14 protein-coding genes and 1 pseudogene are annotated in these 19,325 nt (G+C 60.1%); 9 read left to right on the top strand and 6 right to left on the bottom strand.

Features of this window, described 5'->3' with window-relative positions; all coding sequences use genetic code 11:
* Positions 1-2 precede the first annotated feature (2 nt).
* Both ABIE16_RS27980 and ABIE16_RS27975 read right to left on the bottom strand, forming a co-directional pair.
* Positions 3-265 (bottom strand): annotated as a pseudogene (locus ABIE16_RS27980) (MFS transporter); the annotation flags it as partial.
* Positions 266-526: 261 nt separating this feature from the next.
* Positions 527-1,456 (bottom strand): LysR family transcriptional regulator, encoded by a 930-nt coding sequence (locus tag ABIE16_RS27975; RefSeq protein ID WP_429522378.1) that lies wholly within the window; start codon positions 1,454-1,456, stop codon positions 527-529.
* Between the two features lie 146 nt (positions 1,457-1,602).
* On the opposite strand from ABIE16_RS27975, the gene ABIE16_RS27970 reads away from it, so the two are divergent.
* The 4 genes from ABIE16_RS27970 to ABIE16_RS27955 all read left to right on the top strand — a co-directional run bounded on the left by ABIE16_RS27970 (position 1,603) and on the right by ABIE16_RS27955 (position 5,339).
* Positions 1,603-2,889, top strand: a complete 1,287-nt coding sequence (locus tag ABIE16_RS27970; RefSeq protein WP_429522377.1) for an MFS transporter — start codon at positions 1,603-1,605, stop codon at positions 2,887-2,889.
* Between the two features lie 73 nt (positions 2,890-2,962).
* Positions 2,963-3,715, top strand: coding sequence for a 5-oxoprolinase subunit PxpA (locus ABIE16_RS27965; protein WP_057715992.1), 753 nt, complete (start codon positions 2,963-2,965; stop codon positions 3,713-3,715).
* Positions 3,712-4,416, top strand: coding sequence for a 5-oxoprolinase subunit B family protein (locus ABIE16_RS27960; RefSeq protein WP_154860798.1), 705 nt, complete (start codon positions 3,712-3,714; stop codon positions 4,414-4,416). The genes ABIE16_RS27965 and ABIE16_RS27960 overlap by 4 nt, the downstream gene beginning before the upstream one ends.
* Positions 4,413-5,339 carry a biotin-dependent carboxyltransferase family protein gene (locus tag ABIE16_RS27955; RefSeq protein WP_429522376.1) on the top strand — a complete coding sequence of 309 codons (927 nt, stop codon included), beginning with the start codon at positions 4,413-4,415 and terminating at the stop codon, positions 5,337-5,339. Before ABIE16_RS27960 ends, ABIE16_RS27955 begins: the two co-directional genes overlap by 4 nt.
* Before the next feature lie 100 nt (positions 5,340-5,439).
* On the opposite strand, the gene ABIE16_RS27950 is transcribed toward ABIE16_RS27955, so the two are convergent.
* From ABIE16_RS27950 to ABIE16_RS27940, 3 genes are all read right to left on the bottom strand, one after another.
* On the bottom strand, positions 5,440-6,618 hold the full coding sequence (locus tag ABIE16_RS27950; RefSeq protein WP_008055445.1) for a vWA domain-containing protein: 1,179 nt from the start codon (positions 6,616-6,618) through the stop codon (positions 5,440-5,442).
* An 11-nt stretch (positions 6,619-6,629) separates the two neighbouring features.
* The gene (locus tag ABIE16_RS27945) at positions 6,630-7,475 is read right to left on the bottom strand and encodes an AAA family ATPase (RefSeq protein WP_057715989.1); all 846 of its coding nucleotides are present in this window, start codon (positions 7,473-7,475) and stop codon (positions 6,630-6,632) included.
* A 145-nt stretch (positions 7,476-7,620) separates the two neighbouring features.
* Positions 7,621-8,694, bottom strand: coding sequence for a DUF748 domain-containing protein (locus ABIE16_RS27940; protein ID WP_429522375.1), 1,074 nt, complete (start codon positions 8,692-8,694; stop codon positions 7,621-7,623).
* A gap of 129 nt (positions 8,695-8,823) precedes the next feature.
* Between ABIE16_RS27940 and cysK the strand changes: the two genes are divergently transcribed.
* The 3 genes from cysK (at position 8,824) to ABIE16_RS27925 (ending at position 12,345) form a co-directional block, all read left to right on the top strand.
* A complete protein-coding gene (cysK, locus tag ABIE16_RS27935) occupies positions 8,824-9,798 on the top strand; it encodes a cysteine synthase A (RefSeq protein WP_090453716.1) in 975 nt (324 codons plus the stop codon).
* A gap of 263 nt (positions 9,799-10,061) precedes the next feature.
* On the top strand, positions 10,062-11,000 hold the full coding sequence (locus ABIE16_RS27930; protein WP_218496912.1) for an aspartyl/asparaginyl beta-hydroxylase domain-containing protein: 939 nt from the start codon (positions 10,062-10,064) through the stop codon (positions 10,998-11,000).
* A gap of 481 nt (positions 11,001-11,481) precedes the next feature.
* Positions 11,482-12,345, top strand: a complete 864-nt coding sequence (locus ABIE16_RS27925; RefSeq protein ID WP_429522374.1) for a DMT family transporter — start codon at positions 11,482-11,484, stop codon at positions 12,343-12,345.
* 78 nt (positions 12,346-12,423) lie between these two features.
* Here the strand turns inward: ABIE16_RS27925 and ABIE16_RS27920 are convergent, their stop codons facing one another.
* On the bottom strand, positions 12,424-13,332 hold the full coding sequence (locus ABIE16_RS27920) for a DMT family transporter (RefSeq protein WP_057715984.1): 909 nt from the start codon (positions 13,330-13,332) through the stop codon (positions 12,424-12,426).
* 159 nt (positions 13,333-13,491) lie between these two features.
* Here ABIE16_RS27920 and aceK point away from each other — a divergent pair, with 159 nt between their 5' ends.
* Together aceK and hrpA are read left to right on the top strand one after the other, a co-directional pair.
* Entirely contained in the window at positions 13,492-15,210 is a 1,719-nt protein-coding gene (aceK, locus tag ABIE16_RS27915) for a bifunctional isocitrate dehydrogenase kinase/phosphatase (protein WP_057715983.1), read from the top strand.
* Between the two features lie 178 nt (positions 15,211-15,388).
* Entirely contained in the window at positions 15,389-19,300 is a 3,912-nt protein-coding gene (gene hrpA / locus ABIE16_RS27910; protein ID WP_429522373.1) for an ATP-dependent RNA helicase HrpA, read from the top strand.
* Positions 19,301-19,325 lie beyond the last annotated feature (25 nt).

Here is a 19,325-nt window from a genome sequence, read left to right as displayed (position 1 = left end):
TTTTAGTCGTGATAAGTGTGGCTGGGCAAATTTGCGGGGCCGGATGTGGAGGTGAATGAGCGCACCCGGCGGATCCCGAGGGCAAAACCCTGCTGGCTTGAAAACACGGTGTTGGCGATCAGTGCCTAGGTGATGGGGAACAGTGCGCCTTGCCAGATGCCCCGGAGATGAGAAACCCCAGCCATTCGTAAGCCAGTGCCGTGGCCGCCAGTGTCAAGGCGCAGAGCCAGGCAACGCTCTCGATGAGACGCAAGATGTAAGCAGGATCAGACGCTGGAAGCGACGCAGCGCGGCGGGCGCCGGGGCATAGCTCAAATGGTCGGGGGTGATGCGGCGAGACTGGAAGGCCTGAGTGCCGAAGGCTTCGCTCCAGTGTGAGAGCAGTTGCTGCTGTCTTTGCGTGAAAGCGCGCATCAAGTCCGATTCCTTCTGGACAGTGGTTTAGCTGAATGCGCGCAGAGAATACATTTTCAAAATATTAATGCAAATGATAGTAATTGCTTCTTGTGCTGTGGGGCGCTCCTTTTCAGAGGCTGGCCAAGGGTTTGCTCAAGACCATGTAGTGCTCGCCTACCTTCTGCGCGTACCGCTCCACCACGTGCTGGCACAACGTCACAATCTCCTCGACCCACTCCGCGCCGACCCGCCATGACACCACCACTTGCAGGTTGGGCGGGCGTTGGTCGATGGCCAGCAAGGTCAATTCCCCCCGCTCCAGTTCCTCGGCCACCAGCACCGGTGGCAATGCGCCGATGCCGAAGCCGTCGCGCAACAAACGGGTGATGGCCGACACCGAATTCACGCAGTTCAGTCGCGGTGTCATGACGCCATTGGCCTGCATCAGCGCCAGAACTTCCTGATGCGGATGGGAGTTTTTCGAATAAGTGATAATCCGCTCACGCGCCAGTTCGGCGACGTTTGTGTAATTGCGGTTGTAGATCGAGTTGCTGGCAACGATCCAGCCTATGGGGTGGCTGGCCAGTTCCAGGCTGCGCACGCTTTCCTGGCGCAGCAGGTCGGTCTGCAGGATCACATCGAGAAAGCCTTTTTGCAGCTGATCGCAGAGGTTGAGCGAGGTATCGGCTACCAGTTCGATTTCCACCAGCGGGTAGTGATCGGTCATCTGCGCCACCAACGGGCTGAGCCAGGTATGGATCACTGTGTCCATCACGCCGATGCGCACCCGTCCGGCCTTGCTCGAGCGGGTCTCGATCGACTGCTTGAGCGCCTGCATGGTGTCCATCATCTGCTCGGCGTAATCGAGCACCTTGAGGCCTTCGGGCGTCAGGCTCACGCCGCGCGAATCCCGCAGAAACAGCTTTACCCCCAGCTCGCTTTCAAGCACTGCGATGCGGCTGGAAATCGAGGCCTGAGTGGTGAAGAGCTTGTCGGCGGTCAGGCGGAAACTCTTGAGTCGGGCGACCCAGACAAAGGTCTCGAGAAACTTCAGGTTCATGGGATAAAGATTTCTTATGTCTAAGGCGGGTTTTTATTAGTTGGACGCAGCAGGGGCGCGCGTCCAAAAATCGGCGCATCCGGTTCCCACGATAGGCGTCGTCGGGGCTCAGAACAATACCAATAAAATCAGCGCGGAGATTTGCCATGAGTGCGCCCGACACCACCGCCATTCCGAAAGCCTCGGCCCGTCCGGGACCTTTCGACTGGTATCGCAACATCAATCAGCAGGAACGCCGCACCTTCTGGAGCTGCAAGATCGGCTATGGCCTGGACGGCATGGACACCCAGATGCTCAGCTTTGTGGTGCCAACCCTGATTGCCATGTGGGGTATCACCACCGGCCAGGCCGGGCTGATTCACACCAGCACGCTGATCGCTTCGGCCATCGGCGGCTGGGTAGCGGGGATTCTCTCCGATCGCATCGGTCGTGTGCGCACCTTGCAACTGACGGTGTTGTGGTTTGCCTTCTTCACCTTCCTCTGCGGCTTTGCCCAGAACTACGAGCAACTGCTGATTGCACGGACCCTGATGGGCTTCGGTTTCGGCGGCGAGTGGACGGCCGGCGCGGTGCTGATCGGTGAAGTCATTCGAGCCAAGGACCGTGGCAAGGCCGTGGGCATGGTGCAGTCCGGCTGGGCGCTGGGTTGGGGGCTGACGGCGATTCTGTATGCGCTGCTGTTCTCGGTATTGCCACCGGAAGACGCCTGGCGCGCGCTGTTCATCCTCGGCATCGTGCCGGCAATCTTCGTGATATTCGTCCGCCGCCTGGTCAAGGACCCGGAAATCTATCGTGAAGCCAAAGCCAGGCAGGAGCCGAGCAACCCGTCGAAGTTCTACGAGATTTTCGCCCCCGGCATGCTCTTCACCACGATTCGCGCTTCGTTGCTGACCACCGGCGCCCTGGGCGGCTACTACGCGATCACGTCCTGGTTGCCGACTTTTCTGAAGAACGAACGCGGTTTGAGCGTGCTCAATACCAGCGGTTATCTGGCGATGGTGATCATCGGGTCCTACGTGGGTTATGTCATCAGCGCTTATTTGACCGACATCCTCGGACGTAAAAAGAACTTCATCCTGTTCGCCGTCGGCTCGTTCACCATTGTGTTGCTGTACACGCAACTGCCGGTCAGCAACGGCGTGATGCTGTGGCTGGGCTTTCCGCTGGGCTTCTTTGCCTCCGGGATCTTCAGTGGCATGGGTGCATTCCTGACCGAGTTGTTCCCCACGCGCATTCGCGGTTCGGGCCAGGGTTTTTGCTACAACATCGGACGGGCGCTGGCGGCGTTGTTTCCACTGTTGATTGGCCTGCTCAGCCAGACCGTGCCGCTGAGTGTAGGCATCGGTGCCTTTGCGGCGGTTTCCTACGGCGTGGTGATCCTCGCGGCCTTGAGTTTGCCGGAAACCCGCGGCAAGCAACTCGACGCCCAGTAACTGATAATCTGCGGGGCTGTCTTACAGGTATGTCCCGCAGCTGAAAAGAATAAAGCCTACAGGAGTGTTCAGTGTGAGCCGCCTGCTATTGAACTGCGACATCGGCGAGAGTTTCGGCAGCTGGACCATGGGTCTGGACGCGGAAATCATGCCCTTCATCGATTGCGCCAACATCGCCTGCGGTTTTCACGCCGGCGACCCGAGCATCATGCGCAAGACCGTCAGCCTGGCCCTCAGCCACGGTGTGCAAGTTGGCGCGCATCCGGCCTATCAGGACCTGGTGGGGTTCGGCCGTCGATCCATGGCCTATGCCCCCCAGGAGCTTCAAGACATTCTGCATTACCAGATCGGCGCCCTCGACGGCATCTGCCGGGCCCAGGGTGGTCGTGTCAGTTACGTCAAACCCCATGGCGCGATGTACAACGACATGATGGCCAACCCGGCACAACTGCGCGCGGTGCTGCAAGCGGTAGCGTCCTATGATCGCAACCTGCCGTTGATGTTGATGGCCACCCGCGACAACAGCGCCGCCCAACAACTGGGCGATGAATACGGCGTGACCCTGTGGTTCGAGGCTTTTGCCGACCGCGCTTATGACAGCGCCGGCAGGCTGGTGTCGCGACAACTGCCGGGAGCGGTGCATCACGATCCGGAAAAAATCATCGAGCAGGCGCTGACCATCGCCCGTGGCGATCCGCTCACCGCCAGCGACGGCAGCGCCTTGCATTTGCAGGCCAACACCCTGTGCGTGCATGGCGACAACGCCAGTTCGGTCGCTGCCGTGCAACGCATCCGTGAAGCCTTGAACCGGCAGAGCGCGTCATGAAGCTGCGGGTGGAAGTGGTGGCGCTGGACTGCCTGATGGTGCGCCTGTTCGATGAAATTGCCGAAACCAACATGCCGTGGATGCTGGCAGCCAGTGAAAGTCTGCGCACGGCATTCGCCGGGCATCTGATTGATCTGGTGCCGTCCTACACCACCTTGATGGTGCATTACGACTTGACCGCGCTGAGTCCTGCCCAGGCCCGGGAATTGATTGCCCAGGCGCTGATCGATCTGTCGCCCAATGCGCGTACGCGCGGTACCTGCCATGTGTTGCCGGTGTGGTACGACTTGAGCGTCGGTCCGGAATTGAGCCTGTTGTCGCAACGCAGCGGGTTGGCGGTAGAGGAGGTGATCCGTCGTCACTGCGAGCGTGAATATCAGGTGTTTGCCCTGGGCTTTGCGCCGGGCTTCGCTTTCATGGGGCTGGTGGAAGAGGTGCTCGCCGCGCCGCGTCTGAACACGCCCCGCAAGAAAGTCGCCGCCGGCAGTGTCGGCATCGCCGAACGGCAAACGGCGGCCTACCCGGTGGTGTCGCCTGGGGGCTGGAACCTGATCGGCCGCACGCCGGCCAAATTGTTCGATCGCAACCGTGACGGCTACAGCCTGATGCAACCCGGTGACACCGTGCGGTTCGAAGCAGTCGGCCATGCCGAATTCATTAACCTGGGCGGTGACGATACGCCACTGGAGGCCCAGGCATGAGCCGTCTGACCATTGAAGCGAGTACGGCGCTGTGCCTGTTGCAGGATGCCGGTCGATTTGGCGTGCGGCATCTGGGTGTGACCCAGGGCGGAGCCGCCGATTGGCGTTCGATGTCCTGGGCCAACTGGCTATTGGGCAACGGGCTGGATGCGCCGGTAATCGAAATCACCCTTGGCGGATTCACCCTCGTGGCCGAGGAAGATTGCGTGCTGGCCTTGGCCGGAGCGGATCTTGGCGCGCAGGTGGACGGCGAAGCGCTGGCGCCATGGCGCAGTTTCAGGTTGCACAAAGGTCAGCGTTTGCAATTCGCCCGACCGCTACTCGGCGCCCGGGCCTATCTGGCGGCGCCGGGTGGGTTTGATGCACCGAAAGTGCTGGGCAGCAGCGCGACGGTGGTCCGTGAAGAGCTGGGTGGCCTGGACGGAATGGGCCATGCGCTGGGTAAAGGCGCGTCCTTGAGCTACTCGGGGAACTCGCTGGTATTGCTGCGGGAGTTGCCAAGCCAATGCGTGCCGGATTTCACCGGCGAGCCATTGCTGGATCTGGTGCTGGGTGCGCAGATTGGCGAGTTCAGCGGGCAGAGTCTGTTCGATGCGTTCAACAGCGTGTGGAGTCTTGACAGCCGAGCCGACCGGATGGGCATTCGCCTGTTGGGCACGGCGCTGCAGTACCAGGGCAAACCGATGATTTCCGAAGGTATTCCGTTGGGGGCGGTGCAAGTGCCGCCTGACGGGCAGCCGATTGTGTTGCTCAATGATCGACAGACCATCGGTGGTTATCCGCGATTGGGGGCGTTGACGCCGTTGGCGCTGGCGCGGCTTGCGCAGTGCCTGCCAGGGGCGCGGGTGCGGTTGCGGCCGGTGGTGCAGGATGTCGCCCATCGTGAACAGGTCGAGTATTTGCAGCGCTTTTTGAAAGGCTAAAAGCTTCGCGAGCAAGCCCGCTCCCACATTGGATCTTTGCCGTACATAAGACCCTGTGGGAGCGAGCTTGCTCACGATGGCGTCAGTCCAGACAGCAGAACTACTTGGACAGAAACCGCATCCCTTCCTCCAGCCCGCGAAGGGTCAGCGGATACATCTGGTCCTCAATCAAATCCCGCACGATGTTGGTCGAAGAGGTATAGCCCCACGTGTCCTTCGGATACGGGTTGATCCAGATGAGTTTCTTGTACTTCTCCTTGAACCGCTGCATCCACACGTAACCGGCTTCTTCGTTCCAGTGCTCGACGCTGCCGCCCGCCTGGGTGATTTCATAGGGCGCCATGGCGGCGTCACCGATGAAGATCACTTTGTAGTCGGCGCCGTACTTGTGCAGCAGGTCCATGGTCGAGGTGCGTTCGGAGGTGCGGCGCATGTTGTTCTTCCACACCGATTCATAAATGAAGTTGTGGAAGTAGAAGTATTCCAGATGCTTGAACTCGGTCTTGCAGGCCGAGAACAGCTCCTCGCAAATCTTCACATGGGCGTCCATCGAGCCGCCGATGTCGAACAGTAGCAACAGCTTGACGGTGTTACGCCGCTCCGGCCGCATCTGGATGTTCAGCAGGCCGGCATCCTTGGCGGTATGGTCGATGGTGCCGTCGATGTCCAGCTCTTCGGCCGCGCCCTGTCGGGCAAACTTGCGCAAGCGCCGCAGGGCGACCTTGATGTTGCGGGTGCCCAGCTCGACCGAATCGTCGAGGTTCTTGTATTCGCGCTGGTCCCAGACCTTGACCGCCTTGCCCTGGCGCTTGCCGGCATCGCCGACCCGAATGCCTTCCGGGTTGAAACCGCCGGAACCGAACGGGCTGGTGCCACCGGTGCCGATCCACTTGTTGCCACCGGCGTGGCGTTCCTTCTGTTCTTCCAGACGTTTCTTGAACTCTTCGATCAGCTTGTCCAGGCCACCCAGGGACTGGATCGCCGCCCGCTCTTCGTCGGTCAGCGAACGCTCGAATTCCTTGCGCAGCCAGTCTTCGGGAATCAAGGCCTGCAAGTGGTCGTCGAGTTTTTCAAGACCATTGAAGTAGGCACCGAACGCCCGGTCGAACTTGTCGAAATGCTTTTCGTCCTTCACCAGGATCGCCCGGGACAGGTAATAGAACTCGTCCATGTCGGCGAAGGTCACGCGCTGTTTCAGCGCGTTGATCAGGTCCAGCAGCTCACGCACCGAGACCGGCACCTTGGCTGCACGCATTTCATTGAACAGGTTGAGCAACATGGCGTTGACCCTTATCGGCTGCCGCGACGGCTCATGAACGCCAGACGCTCCAGCAGTTGCACGTCCTGTTCGTTCTTGACCAGCGCACCGGCCAGCGGCGGGATGGCCTTGGTCGGATCACGCTCGCGCAGCACCGCTTCGCCGATGTTGTCGGCCATCAACAGCTTCAGCCAGTCCACCAGCTCGGAGGTCGAAGGCTTCTTCTTCAGGCCCGGCACCTTGCGTACGTCGAAGAACACGTCCAGCGCTTCGCTGACCAGGTCTTTCTTGATGTCCGGGTAGTGCACGTCGACGATCCGCTGCATCGTCACGCGATCCGGGAAAGCGATGTAGTGGAAGAAGCAGCGGCGCAGGAAGGCGTCCGGCAGCTCTTTTTCGTTGTTGGAGGTAATGATGATGATCGGACGTTTTTTGGCCTTGATGGTCTCGTCGATCTCGTAAACGTAGAACTCCATCTTGTCGAGTTCTTGCAGCAGGTCATTCGGGAATTCGATGTCGGCCTTGTCGATTTCGTCGATCAGCAGGATCACCCGCTCTTCGGACTCGAAGGCTTCCCAGAGCTTGCCCTTTTTCAGGTAGTTGCGAACGTCGTGGACCTTTTCCGTGCCGAGCTGCGAATCGCGCAGGCGGCTGACCGCGTCGTACTCGTACAGGCCCTGGTGGGCCTTGGTGGTGGATTTGATGTGCCAGGTGATCAGCTTGGCGCCAAAGGATTCGGCCAGTTGCTCGGCGAGCATGGTCTTGCCGGTGCCCGGTTCGCCCTTGACCAGCAACGGCCGCTCCAGGGTGATGGCGGCGTTGACCGCCAGCTTCAGGTCATCGGTGGCGACGTAGGCCTGGGTGCCTTCGAACTTCATCTGCTAATCCTCGAACGGTAACGCCGACCTGTGCGAGGCAGGGCGGGGGGCAATAAAAGAGTCAGCCCCGACTATAACGCGGTGTCCGGTCGACTGTGAACGCAGACGGCTTATTCAGTCTCTGAATGGGGCGTCACTTGGTGACTCAGCCTGCATCCGGCTTTGGCCGTTCATACCGCGCATTGAATGCCTGGATGAAACCATTGCGCAAAATCTGTAAAAAAGCCTGGAATGCGCTGACATCTTGCTGATGCACATTACCCTTGAGTTCGACCCGTGTCGCAAACTGGTTTTTGCCCTGGTTTTTCAAGACGGTCTCGGTACCGCCGACGAGGGCTTCCCAAATCGAGCGGAATAGCCCTTTGTCCTCGCTTTGCACATCCTGCTGCCAGTTGAACACATCGACATCGCGTAGCAGGGGCTTGATGTAGCCGGTCAGTCGCCCCTTGTTGGCTGTGGCTTCGATCACCACGTCGCCATGGCCGGCATTGAAGTCGAACTTGCCGTAGGCCGCGGCGAAGTCGTTCAAGCGCTTGAGCTCGATATCCGTGGTGCGCAAGCGAAACTCGAAGTCTTCGAAGTCGCTCAAGGGATCGAAAGTGGCTGTGGTTTCCAGTGGTGCGTGCCCCAGCAGCAGGGCTTTGCCTTCGAAGCGCGCATCACGCTTGCCTTTGGTGTCGACCACGTTGGTCAGGTTGTAGATGTTGGCATCCACTTTTGTGGCATTCATGTTCACGGGTGGCTTGGAGTTGAAGTTGCGAAAACTGATCTTGCCGTCGTTGATCCGCACTTCGTTCAGGGTAATGGGCAGCAGCTTGCCTAATTGTGCTCGCCAGTCGGTACCCTCGCCGGTCTGGGAATTTTGCTTGTTGGCGCCATCGACGAAGTTGACCTCGGGTTTGTCGAACTGCGCCTCGGCCACCACTGCGTGGTCATACCAGAGCGAGTGCCAGCTGACGGAGAGGTCAATCAATGGCGCATTGACGAAAGGCACAGGGACCTTGCCATTGACCTTGACGATTTTCAGTCCATTGATTTTGTAGGCGCCGCGCCACAGGGCCAGGTCCACGTCGGTAATCTGGCCGCGGTAGTCACCCATGTTCGCCAATCTCTCGTTGAGGTAATCGCGCACCATGTAGGGCAGGGCAATGTGCAAGGCAACCAGCAGCAGACCGAGGCCGGCGAGGGTCCACAGGGGCCAGCTGTATCGACGTTTCATGGCGGCAAATCTCTGGCTGTCTAAAGCCATTGACTGCACTGATAAGCGGACGTTCGACCCGACTGGACGCCTGCGGGCAAGAGGCTTACCTTGATGCCCTATTTCAATGCTGTCGTTAAGGACCCAGCCATGAGCCGCATTTTCGCTGACAACGCCCACTCCATCGGTAATACGCCGCTGGTGCAGATCAATCGCATTGCGCCGCGTGGTGTGACCATCCTGGTCAAGATCGAAGGGCGCAACCCTGGCTACTCGGTCAAGTGCCGGATCGGTGCGAACATGATCTGGGATGCCGAGGGCAGCGGCAAACTCAAGCCGGGGATGACCATCGTAGAACCCACCTCCGGCAATACCGGCATCGGCCTGGCCTTCGTGGCCGCCGCCCGTGGCTACAAGCTGATGCTGACCATGCCGGCGTCCATGAGTATCGAACGCCGCAAGGTACTCAAGGCACTGGGCGCCGAACTGGTGTTGACCGAGCCGGCCAAAGGCATGAAAGGCGCCATCGAGAAAGCCGGTGAAATCGTTGCCGGCGACCCGTCGAAGTACTTCATGCCGGCGCAATTCGATAACCCGGCCAACCCGGCCATCCACGAAAAAACCACCGGCCCGGAAATCTGGAACGATACCGACGGCGCGGTCGACGTGCTGGTGGCAGGCGTCGGAACCGGTGGAACCATCACCGGGGTTTCACGGTATATCAAGAATACCCAGGGCAAACCGATACTCTCGGTGGCGGTGGAACCAGTGGTGTCGCCGGTGATCACCCAGGCCCTGGCCGGTGAAGAAATCAAGCCGAGCCCGCACAAGATCCAGGGCATCGGTGCCGGTTTTGTGCCGAAGAACCTCGATTTGTCGATCGTAGATCGGGTGGAACTGGTCAGTGACGAAGAGTCCAAGGCCATGGCCTTGCGCTTGATGCAGGAAGAGGGAATCTTGTGCGGGATTTCCAGCGGCGCCGCCATGGCGGTGGCCGTAAGACTGGCGGAGACCCCGGAAATGCAGGGCAAGACCATTGTCGTGATCTTGCCGGATTCCGGTGAGCGTTACCTGTCGAGCATGCTGTTCAGTGATCTGTTTACCGAACAGGAGAATCGCCAGTAAGTGCCAGATATTGGCGGATCGTGGCTGGCGCTGACGGTTGAGGCGTTATCGCTGGTTGCGATCCATTGATCTGTTCCGGTTGATGATGGATTGCATCAGCCAGCGTTCAGGCACCTTATGTTAATAAGTGCTTTGTTGCACATTCATTAACATTGAATGTTGAAAAGTGCAGGTTTTCACCGGGGCGGTAGTGTTTATCATGCTGGTAGCCACGTCGGGCAATGGACGTGGTGCGGTGCCGTTTATCTTCAAAGGAGTTGTCGATGATCCCGTCGTTTGCCGCGAAAGCCTCGTTGTTGTTGCTGTTTCTCGGTAGCACCCTCTATGTGCATTTGCGCGGCAAGGCGCGCCTGCCGGTTTTGCGCCAGTTCGTTAACCATTCGGCACTGTTCGCCCCCTATAATGCCCTGATGTACCTGTTTTCCGGCGTGCCGTCGAAACCGTATCTGGATCGCAGCAAGTTCCCGGAACTTGATGTACTCAAGGACAACTGGGAGGTGATTCGCGACGAAGCGATGCACTTGTTCGACGAGGGGTATATCCGCGCGGCGGCAAAGAACAACGACGCCGGCTTTGGCTCGTTCTTCAAGAAGGGCTGGAAGCGCTTCTATCTCAAGTGGTACGACAAACCGCTGACTTCCGCCGAAGCCTTGTGCCCGAAAACCGTGCAACTGGTCAACAGCATTCCCAGCGTCAAAGGCGCCATGTTCGCGCTACTGCCGGGCGGCAGCCACCTCAATCCGCATCGCGATCCGTTTGCCGGTTCCCTGCGTTATCACTTGGGCCTGTCCACCCCGAATTCCGATGATTGCCGCATCTTTGTCGACGGTCAGGTTTACGCCTGGCGCGATGGTGAAGACGTGATGTTCGACGAAACCTACGTGCACTGGGTCAAGAATGAAACGCAAAAGACCCGTGTCATACTGTTCTGCGATATCGAACGTCCGCTGAGCAATCGCTTCATGACCCGCATCAATCGCAGTATCAGCGCCTGGCTAGGTCGTGCGACTGCACCGCAGAACCTTGATGACGAGCGAGTAGGGGGCATCAACCGGGTCTATGCCTGGAGCAAGAACTCCAGCGATAAATTCAGTGGTGTGGTCAAGCAATGGAAGCGGCGCAATCCCGAGGCCTACCGTGTACTGCGTCCGGTACTGGCGGTGCTGGTGCTGATGTTGCTGGGGTATTGGTTGTTTGGCTAACGCCGGATACAGAATAAAAGAACCGTTCGTTGTGAGCGGCTTTTTACAGGTTTTCGCGCAATCCCTGAAAGCCCCTCCAACCGCACAATGCAGACTCTGTACCGATTGTCGTAGCTGGCCTTTTGGTCGAGTCGTTGCAATCCATGTCGAACGCTGGTTATAGTCGGCGCACGGTGAGTTTCGGACTCACTTTTTTATCCCTCGAGTAAAGATCAGCCCAATGCCTGCATCCCTCATCAACGCGGTAGTCGATTCAGCGGTCAACGCTGGCGTCGTGCCGTGCGGGAATCAGCAGCCGGGGCAGATCAGTCATTACCCCCCTCCTGTCAGTCGCACGCCAGTGTGCGCGGTGGTTTCACCGCCAGGCGTTGGCATTTCGGGCTGAGCAGCTGCTTTCTGCTGTTCCCCTGCCTACCTGAAAAAAACGACTGAATTTCAGCTTCGGCTGAGTTGGCTTTTTGCCTGACTACAGGTGGTATTCATGTTTGTCCTTTCGAAAAACTCCGCGCTCGCGGCGGCGTCCACGAGCCTGTTCGTTCTGCTGTGGAGCAGCGGGGCGATCTTCTCCAAATGGGGGCTGGCCCACGCGTCGCCCTTTGCCTTCCTGATGTTCCGTTTCGTCATCGCCCTGGGCGGCCTGGTGTTGCTGGTGCCGTTGCTCAAGCTGAAGTTGCCCAAGGGCGGCAAACCGATGCTGTATGCGATGGTCACCGGCGTGGTGTTGTTGGGGGCGTATCAGATTTTCTATCTGCTGGCCCTGGACCTTAAAGTCACGCCCGGGGTGATGGCGACCATCATGGGCGTGCAGCCGATTCTCACCGTGGTGCTGATGGAGCGGCACCGATCAATAAGCCGGATGTTCGGTCTGGCGCTAGGCTTGGCCGGGTTGATCATGGTGGTTTACCAGGGCATCGGTTTGGCCGGCATGTCTTTGGCGGGCATGCTCTTCGGTCTGCTGGCGCTGGCGAGCATGACGTTCGGTTCGATCATGCAGAAACGCATCACCGACAATCCCCTCGGCACACTGCCAGTGCAGTATCTGGCCGGACTGCTGTTGTGCGGGATTTTCGTACCCTTCCAGCCGTTTCACTTCGAACACAGCAGTGGATTCATCCTGCCGGTGCTATGGATGGGGCTGGTGGTGTCGGTGCTGGCGACGCTATTGCTGTACCGCTTGATCGCCAAGGGCAATCTGGTGAATGTCACCAGCCTGTTTTACCTGGTACCGGCGGTCACGGCGGTGATGGACTATCTGATCTTCGGCAATCGCCTGGCGATGTTGAGCCTGTTCGGCATGCTGCTGATCATCGTCGGTCTGGTGTTTGTGTTCCGTAAAGCCGCGTAATTGCGTGCAAACCCGCAAGGGCCTGGAGCCATGCTCCGGGCCTTTGTGATTTTTGGCGTCATCTGAAACGCCACAACACTACCGGCCAGCCACCAAACCCGGTTTCACCGCCGCCGGCTTCAACACCAACCACAACGCCAGCGCAATCAACATCCCGCCATAGACATGCGCCATCGACAATGGCTCATCAAGAAACAGCGCCCCCCACAGCACGCCGAACAGCGGTATCAAAAAGGTCGTAGTCATCGATTTCACCGGACCAATCGAGCTCAGGAGGCGGAAGTAAATAATGTACGCAAACGCCGTGCATCCCAGACCCAACCCCAGCAACGAGAGCCAGACACTCCAGCCGCCCCAGGTCGCGGGTGGTTGGCTGATCACGCTGTAGCCGAACAGCGGCAGCAGGAACAACGTCGCGCCAAGCATGCTGCCTACTGCCGACAAACGGCTGTCGAGACCACCGGCCTGATCGAGCCAGCGGCGGGCCAGAAACCCCGCAAATCCATAGCAGGTGGTCGCGAGCAGGCAGGCGACGGCACCCATCAGCAGTTCCAAATCGAACGCCACCGGACCGGCGCGGGTCAGCACGCCCACGCCGAACAGCCCCAGGAACACGCCGCCGAGTTTGGCGCCAGTGAGCCTTTCATGGAAAAACAGGCCGCCGATCAGCACGCCCATCAAGGGTGTCGTGGCATTGAAAATCGACGAGTAACCGGCTGGAAGCACCTGCGCAGCCACCGAATAGAGCGTCGCCGGAATCCCGGAGTTGATCACCCCAAGCAGCATCACGGTCTTGAGTTTGCCCTTGAAGTCCCAACTGATGCGCATCAGGCCGAGAATCACCAGCAGTCCGGCAGCGGCGATCGATACACGGAAAAAAGCGGTAGGAATGCTGCCGATCACCGGGGCGATGATGCGCATGAACAGAAAACTGGCCCCCCAAATGGCCGCCAGGGACAGTAAACGGAAAATATCGACGGGGTTCACAGCGCGGTCCTTCCTTGGGGGAGGGGCGAAAGTGTTGCTGAGTGTGTGATCGATGGCAACCGAAAACCGGGCATTTAATTCACCCGGAAAATTACGCTTCTCCTGCACCCGGTTGACTGGCTAAGCTCAAGCCTCCCGAATTCCCGCAGAGGTCTCACCATGCCGCAGCAATGGCCAGCCGCCGACATCGCCCGCTTGATCCTCGATGGCTTTGACGATTACCGCGAGCATTTTCGCCAGATCACCGACGGCGCCCGGGCCCGCTTCGAACAGGCCAAGTGGCAGGAAACGCAGACGGCGTCGGCGGCACGGATCAATCTGTATGAAGACAAGGTCGGTGAAACGGTGGAGCGACTGCGCACCGCGTTTGACGCCGACACCCTGGACGTCAGCTGCTGGCCGCTGGTCAAAAACGCCTACATCAGCCTGATCGACCTGCGCTTCGACGATGAACTGTCCGAGACCTGGTACAACTCGATCTTCTGCGGGCTGTTCAGCCATGACCTGATCAGCGACGGCTGCATGTTCATCCACACCACCCGGCCAAGCCTGCGCCGCGCCCGGGCCGCGCAAACCCGCACCTACAAGCCGCAAGGCCAATTGTCGGCGATGCTCGCCAGCATCTTCGCCGACTACCGTTTCAGTGAGGATTACGCCGACCTGGCCGGTGACCTGAAGCGCCTCGAAGCGCAGTTGCGCGAGAACCTGCCAGATTGGGTGTGCAAGGATCCGGAGCTGAGCGTCGAGTTGTTTTCCTCGGTGCTGTACCGCAATAAAGGCGCGTACCTGGTGGGGCGCATCTACACCGCCGACGAGCAATGGCCGCTGGCAATTCCATTGCTGCACCTGGAGGGTCGCGGCATCCAGATCGATGCGCTGATCACCGATGAAGCAGACGTGTCGATCATCTTCTCGTTCACCCGCTCGTATTTCATGGTGGATGTGCCGGTGCCGGCGGAGTTCATCGGCTTTCTGAGGCGCATCCTGCCGGGCAAGCACATTGCCGAGCTGTACACCTCTATCGGCTTCTACAAGCACGGCAAGTCGGAGTTCTACCGGGCACTGATCAATCACCTGGCCAATACCGACGACCAGTTCATCATGGCCCCCGGCGTGCGCGGCATGGTCATGAGCGTGTTCACCCTGCCGGGTTTCAACACCGTATTCAAAATCATCAAGGACCGTTTCTCGCCGTCGAAAAACGTCGACCGCGCCACGGTGATCGAAAAGTACCGCCTGGTGAAAAGCGTCGACCGGGTCGGGCGCATGGCCGATACCCAGGAGTTCGCCGACTTCCGTTTCCCCCTGAGCAAGTTCGATCCGGCGTGTCTGGAGGAACTGCTGGAAGTCGCACCGTCCACAGTGTCGGTGGAAGACGATACGGTGCTGATCCGCCACTGCTGGACCGAGCGCCGCATGACCCCGCTGAACCTCTACCTGGAGAATGCCAACGAGGCGCAGGTGCGCGAGGCCCTGGAAGACTATGGGCTGGCGATCAAGCAACTGGCGGCGGCCAACATCTTTCCCGGCGACATGCTGCTGAAGAACTTCGGGGTGACCCGTCACGGTCGGGTGGTGTTCTACGACTACGACGAGATCTGCTTCCTCACCGAGGCCAATTTCCGCCACATCCCGCTGCCACGTACACCCGAAGATGAAATGGCGTCCGAACCGTGGTACTCGATCGGGCCACTGGACGTGTTCCCGGAAGAGTTTCCACCGTTCCTGTTTGCCGATTCGGGGCAACGCAAGTTGTTCGATCAGTTGCATGGCGAGTTGTACAACGCCGATTACTGGAAGAGCCTTCAGGAAGCGATTCGGGCGGGGAAGGTGATTGATGTGTTTCCGTATCGGCGTAAAGGCCTGGACAACGAGTAGTTCTCACCGACGCCATCGCGAGCAAGCTCGCTCCCACATTTGACTGTAGTGTGCCCTTATTTTGTGGTCGCTATAGATCCCGTGTGGGAGCGAGCTTGCTCGCGATCGGCCGCGCAGCGGTCGTAAAATCTGCGACAATCGCCACCCTGCGCCACTAGACGACTGAATTGCGTACCCGATGACCGACGAATCGCCCTCCATCGACAAACTGCTGAAAAACCTCGATCACGCCATGCTCGCCGACCGCCACCGGCTGCGGCGGCAGTTGCTTGAGCTGCGCAAGAAACCCGACGAGGCCAGGCTGGGCCAGTGGGTGACGCGGATGCAGGCGTCCTGTGAGCAGGTACTGGCGCGCAAGGCCAGCCTGCCGGTGATCCGTTACGACGACAGCCTGCCGATCGCCGCCAAGCGCGACGAAATCAAAAAGGCGCTGGAAAAGCATCAGGTGCTGATCATCGCCGGTGAGACCGGCTCGGGTAAAACCACCCAGTTGCCGAAGATCTGCCTGGAAATCGGCCGCGGCCAGCACGGCCTGATCGGCCACACCCAGCCCCGCCGGATCGCTGCCCGCAGCGTCGCCAGCCGGGTCGCCGAAGAACTCGGTACACCGCTGGGCGCGTTGGTCGGCTATCAGGTGCGATTCGAGGATCAGAGCGATTCCAGCACCCTGATCAAACTGATGACCGACGGCATCCTGCTGGCGGAAACCCAGAATGATCGTTATCTGGAACGCTACGACACGATCATCGTCGACGAGGCCCACGAACGCAGCCTCAACATCGACTTCCTGCTCGGCTACCTGAAAACCCTGCTGCCGCGCCGTCCCGACCTGAAAGTCATCATCACTTCGGCAACCATCGACCTGGAGCGTTTCTCCAAGCACTTCGATGACGCGCCGATTGTCGAGGTATCCGGCCGCACCTACCCGGTGGAGACCTGGTATCGCCCGCTGACGCTTGAGCAGGACGAAGAGGGCAACCGCGTCGAGGACGACCTGACGGTGGATCAGGCGATCCTCGCCACCCTCGACGAAATCGCCGCCTACGAACGCAGCGAACGGCGCAGCCCCGGTGACGTGCTGGTGTTCCTGCCCGGTGAACGCGAGATTCGCGACGCCGCCGACATGCTGCGCAAGGCTCAGCTCAAACACACCGAAATCCTGCCGTTGTACGCGCGGTTGTCACCTGCCGAGCAACAGAGGATTTTCCAGTCTCACCCAGGCCGTCGCGTGGTACTGGCGACCAACGTCGCGGAAACCTCGCTGACCGTGCCGGGCATTCGCTACGTGATCGACAGCGGAACGGCGCGCATCAGCCGCTACAGCTACCGGGCCAAGGTCCAGCGCCTGCCCATCGAAGCCATTTCCCAGGCCAGCGCCAACCAGCGTAAAGGCCGGTGCGGACGGGTCGAGCCGGGCATCTGCGTGCGCCTGTACAGCGAAGAGGATTTCCTCGGTCGCCCGGAGTTTACCGATCCGGAAATCCTGCGCACCAACCTCGCGGCGGTCATTTTGCAGATGCTGCATCTGCGCCTCGGCGAAGTCACCGCGTTCCCGTTTATCGAGCCGCCCGATGGCAAGGCCATCAGCGACGGTTACAACCTGCTGCAAGAACTTTCGGCGGTGGACCGCAACAGTCAGCTGACTCCGCTCGGTCGCCAACTGGCGCGGCTGCCGGTGGACCCGCGCATGGGCCGCATGCTGCTGGAAGCGGCGAAGCTCGGCAGCCTGCAGGAAGTGCTGATCGTTGCCAGCGCCATGTCGATCCAGGACCCGCGCGAGCGTCCGCCGGAGCGTCAGCAAGCGGCGGATCAGGCCCACGCCCAGTGGAAAGACGCCGACTCGGACTTCGCCGGGCTGGTCAATCTGTGGCGTGGTTTCGAAGAGCAGCGCCAGGCGCTGACGGCCAGTCCGCTGCGAAACTGGTGCCGCAAGAATTTCCTCAACTACCTGCGCCTGCGCGAGTGGCGCGACTCCCATCGCCAATTGAGCCTGATCTGCCGCGACATGCAGCTGAGCCTCAATAAAGAGCCGGCGGACTATCCGAAACTGCACAAAGCGGTGCTGGTGGGGTTGCTGAGCCAGATCGGCCAGAAAACCGAAGAGGGCGATTACCTTGGCGCCCGTCAGCGGCGCTTCTGGATTCACCCGTCGTCGGGAATCGGCAAAAAACGCCCGCAATGGTTGATGACCGCCGAACTGGTGGAAACCACCAAGCTCTACGCGCGTATGGTCGCCAAGATCGATGCCGACTGGATCGAGCCGCTGGCCGGGCATCTGATCAAGAAGAACCACTTCGAGCCCCACTGGGAGAAGAAGCGCGGCCAGGTCGTGGCGTTCGAGCAGATCACCCTGTTCGGGTTGATCGTGGTCGGGCGCCGGCCAGTGCATTACGGCCCGGTCGACCCGGTGGTGTCCCGCGAATTGTTCATCCGCGAAGCACTGGTGCGCGGCGAGATCCAGTCGAAAGCCAAGTGCCTGACCGCCAACAAACAGCTGCTGGAACAACTCGACGAACTGGAAGCCAAGGCCCGCCGTCGAGATATCCTCGCCGACGAAGAAACCCTGTACGCCTTCTACGACGCACGGCTGCCGGCGGAGATCCATCAGACCGCGACCTTCGACAGCTGGTACCGCATCAACAGCCAGAAAGACCCGCAGCTGCTGATCATGCGCGAAGAAGACGTGCTGGCCCGCGAAGCCAGTGAAGTCACCGCCCAGCATTACCCGGATACGCTGCACATCGGCGATCTGGAATTGGCGTTGAGTTACCACTTCGAACCGAATCACCCGCGCGACGGCGTGACCCTGCGCGTGCCGGCACCGCTGTTGCCGATGCTGCCACCGGAACGCCTGGAATGGCTGGTGCCGGGCGTCATCGAAGCCAAGTGCATTGCCCTGGTGCGCAACCTGCCCAAGGCCTTGCGCAAGAATTTCGTACCGGTGCCGGACTTCGTCAAGGCGGCCTTGCAGCGCATGACCTTTGCCGAGGGCTCGCTGCCTCAGGCCTTGGGTCGCGAACTGCTGCGCATGACCGGTGCCCGCGTCAGCGATGAAGCCTGGAGCGAGGCCGCGCAGCAGGTCGAAAGTCATCTGCGGATGAACCTGGAAATCGTCGACGCCCAGGGCAAGTTCCTCGGCGAAGGTCGCGATCTGGCCGAGCTCACCGCGCGTTTCGCCGAGGCCAGCCAGGCTGCATTGGCGGTGCCGCAGACCGCGAAGAGCCAGCAACCGGTGGAGCCGAAAGTGTTTGCCGCCGTGGCCGAGAAAACCCAACAGAAGATCGCCGGACTGTCGATGACGGTGTATCCGGCGCTGGTGGAAGAGGCGGGCACGGTCAAGGAAGGACGTTTCTCCACCCCGGCCGAAGCCGAGTTCCAGCATCGCCGTGCCCTGCAACGCTTGCTGATGCAGCAACTGGCTGAGCCTGCGAAGTTCCTGCGCGGCAAGTTGCCGGGCCTGACCGAGCTGGGCCTGCTGTACCGCGACATGGGACGGGTCGATGCGCTGGTGGAAGACATTCTGCTGGCCAGCCTCGACAGCTGCATTCTCGAAGGTGAAGACCCGCTGCCCCGTGACGGCGCCGGTCTGGCGTCCCTGGCCGAGCGCAAGCGTGGCGCCTGGACCGAGCACGCCGAACGTGTGGCGAAGCTGACCCTGGAAATCCTAAAGCTCTGGCATGGCCTGCAAAAGCGCTTCAAGGGCAAGATCGATCTCGCCCAAGCCGTGGCCCTGAACGACATCAAGCAGCAGCTCAGCTACCTGGTCTATCCGGGATTTGTCCGGGAAACGCCGATGCAGTGGCTCAAGGAGTTGCCGCGTTACCTCAAGGCGATCGAACAGCGCTTTGAAAAAATCGGTGCCCAGGTGCAGCGCGACCGGGTCTGGAGCGGCGAATTGAGCGGCCTGTGGACGCAATACCAGACCCGCGCCAGCAAACACGCCCAGGAAGGCAAGCGCGATCCGCAGCTTGAGTTGTATCGCTGGTGGCTGGAGGAATACCGGGTTTCGTTGTTTGCCCAGCAACTGGGAACCAAGGTGCCGATCTCCGACAAGCGCCTGAACAAGCAGTGGTCGCAAGTAGAGCCGTAGGCTCGAAGGCGGTGCAACCCCTGTG

This window comes from Pseudomonas sp. 2725, from assembly GCF_050434585.1.
In the GTDB taxonomy this organism is placed as follows: Bacteria; Pseudomonadota; Gammaproteobacteria; order Pseudomonadales; family Pseudomonadaceae; genus Aquipseudomonas; species Aquipseudomonas jessenii.
The sequence above is the reverse complement of the archived record's forward strand: the minus strand, read 5'-3'. Positions and strand labels throughout refer to the sequence as shown.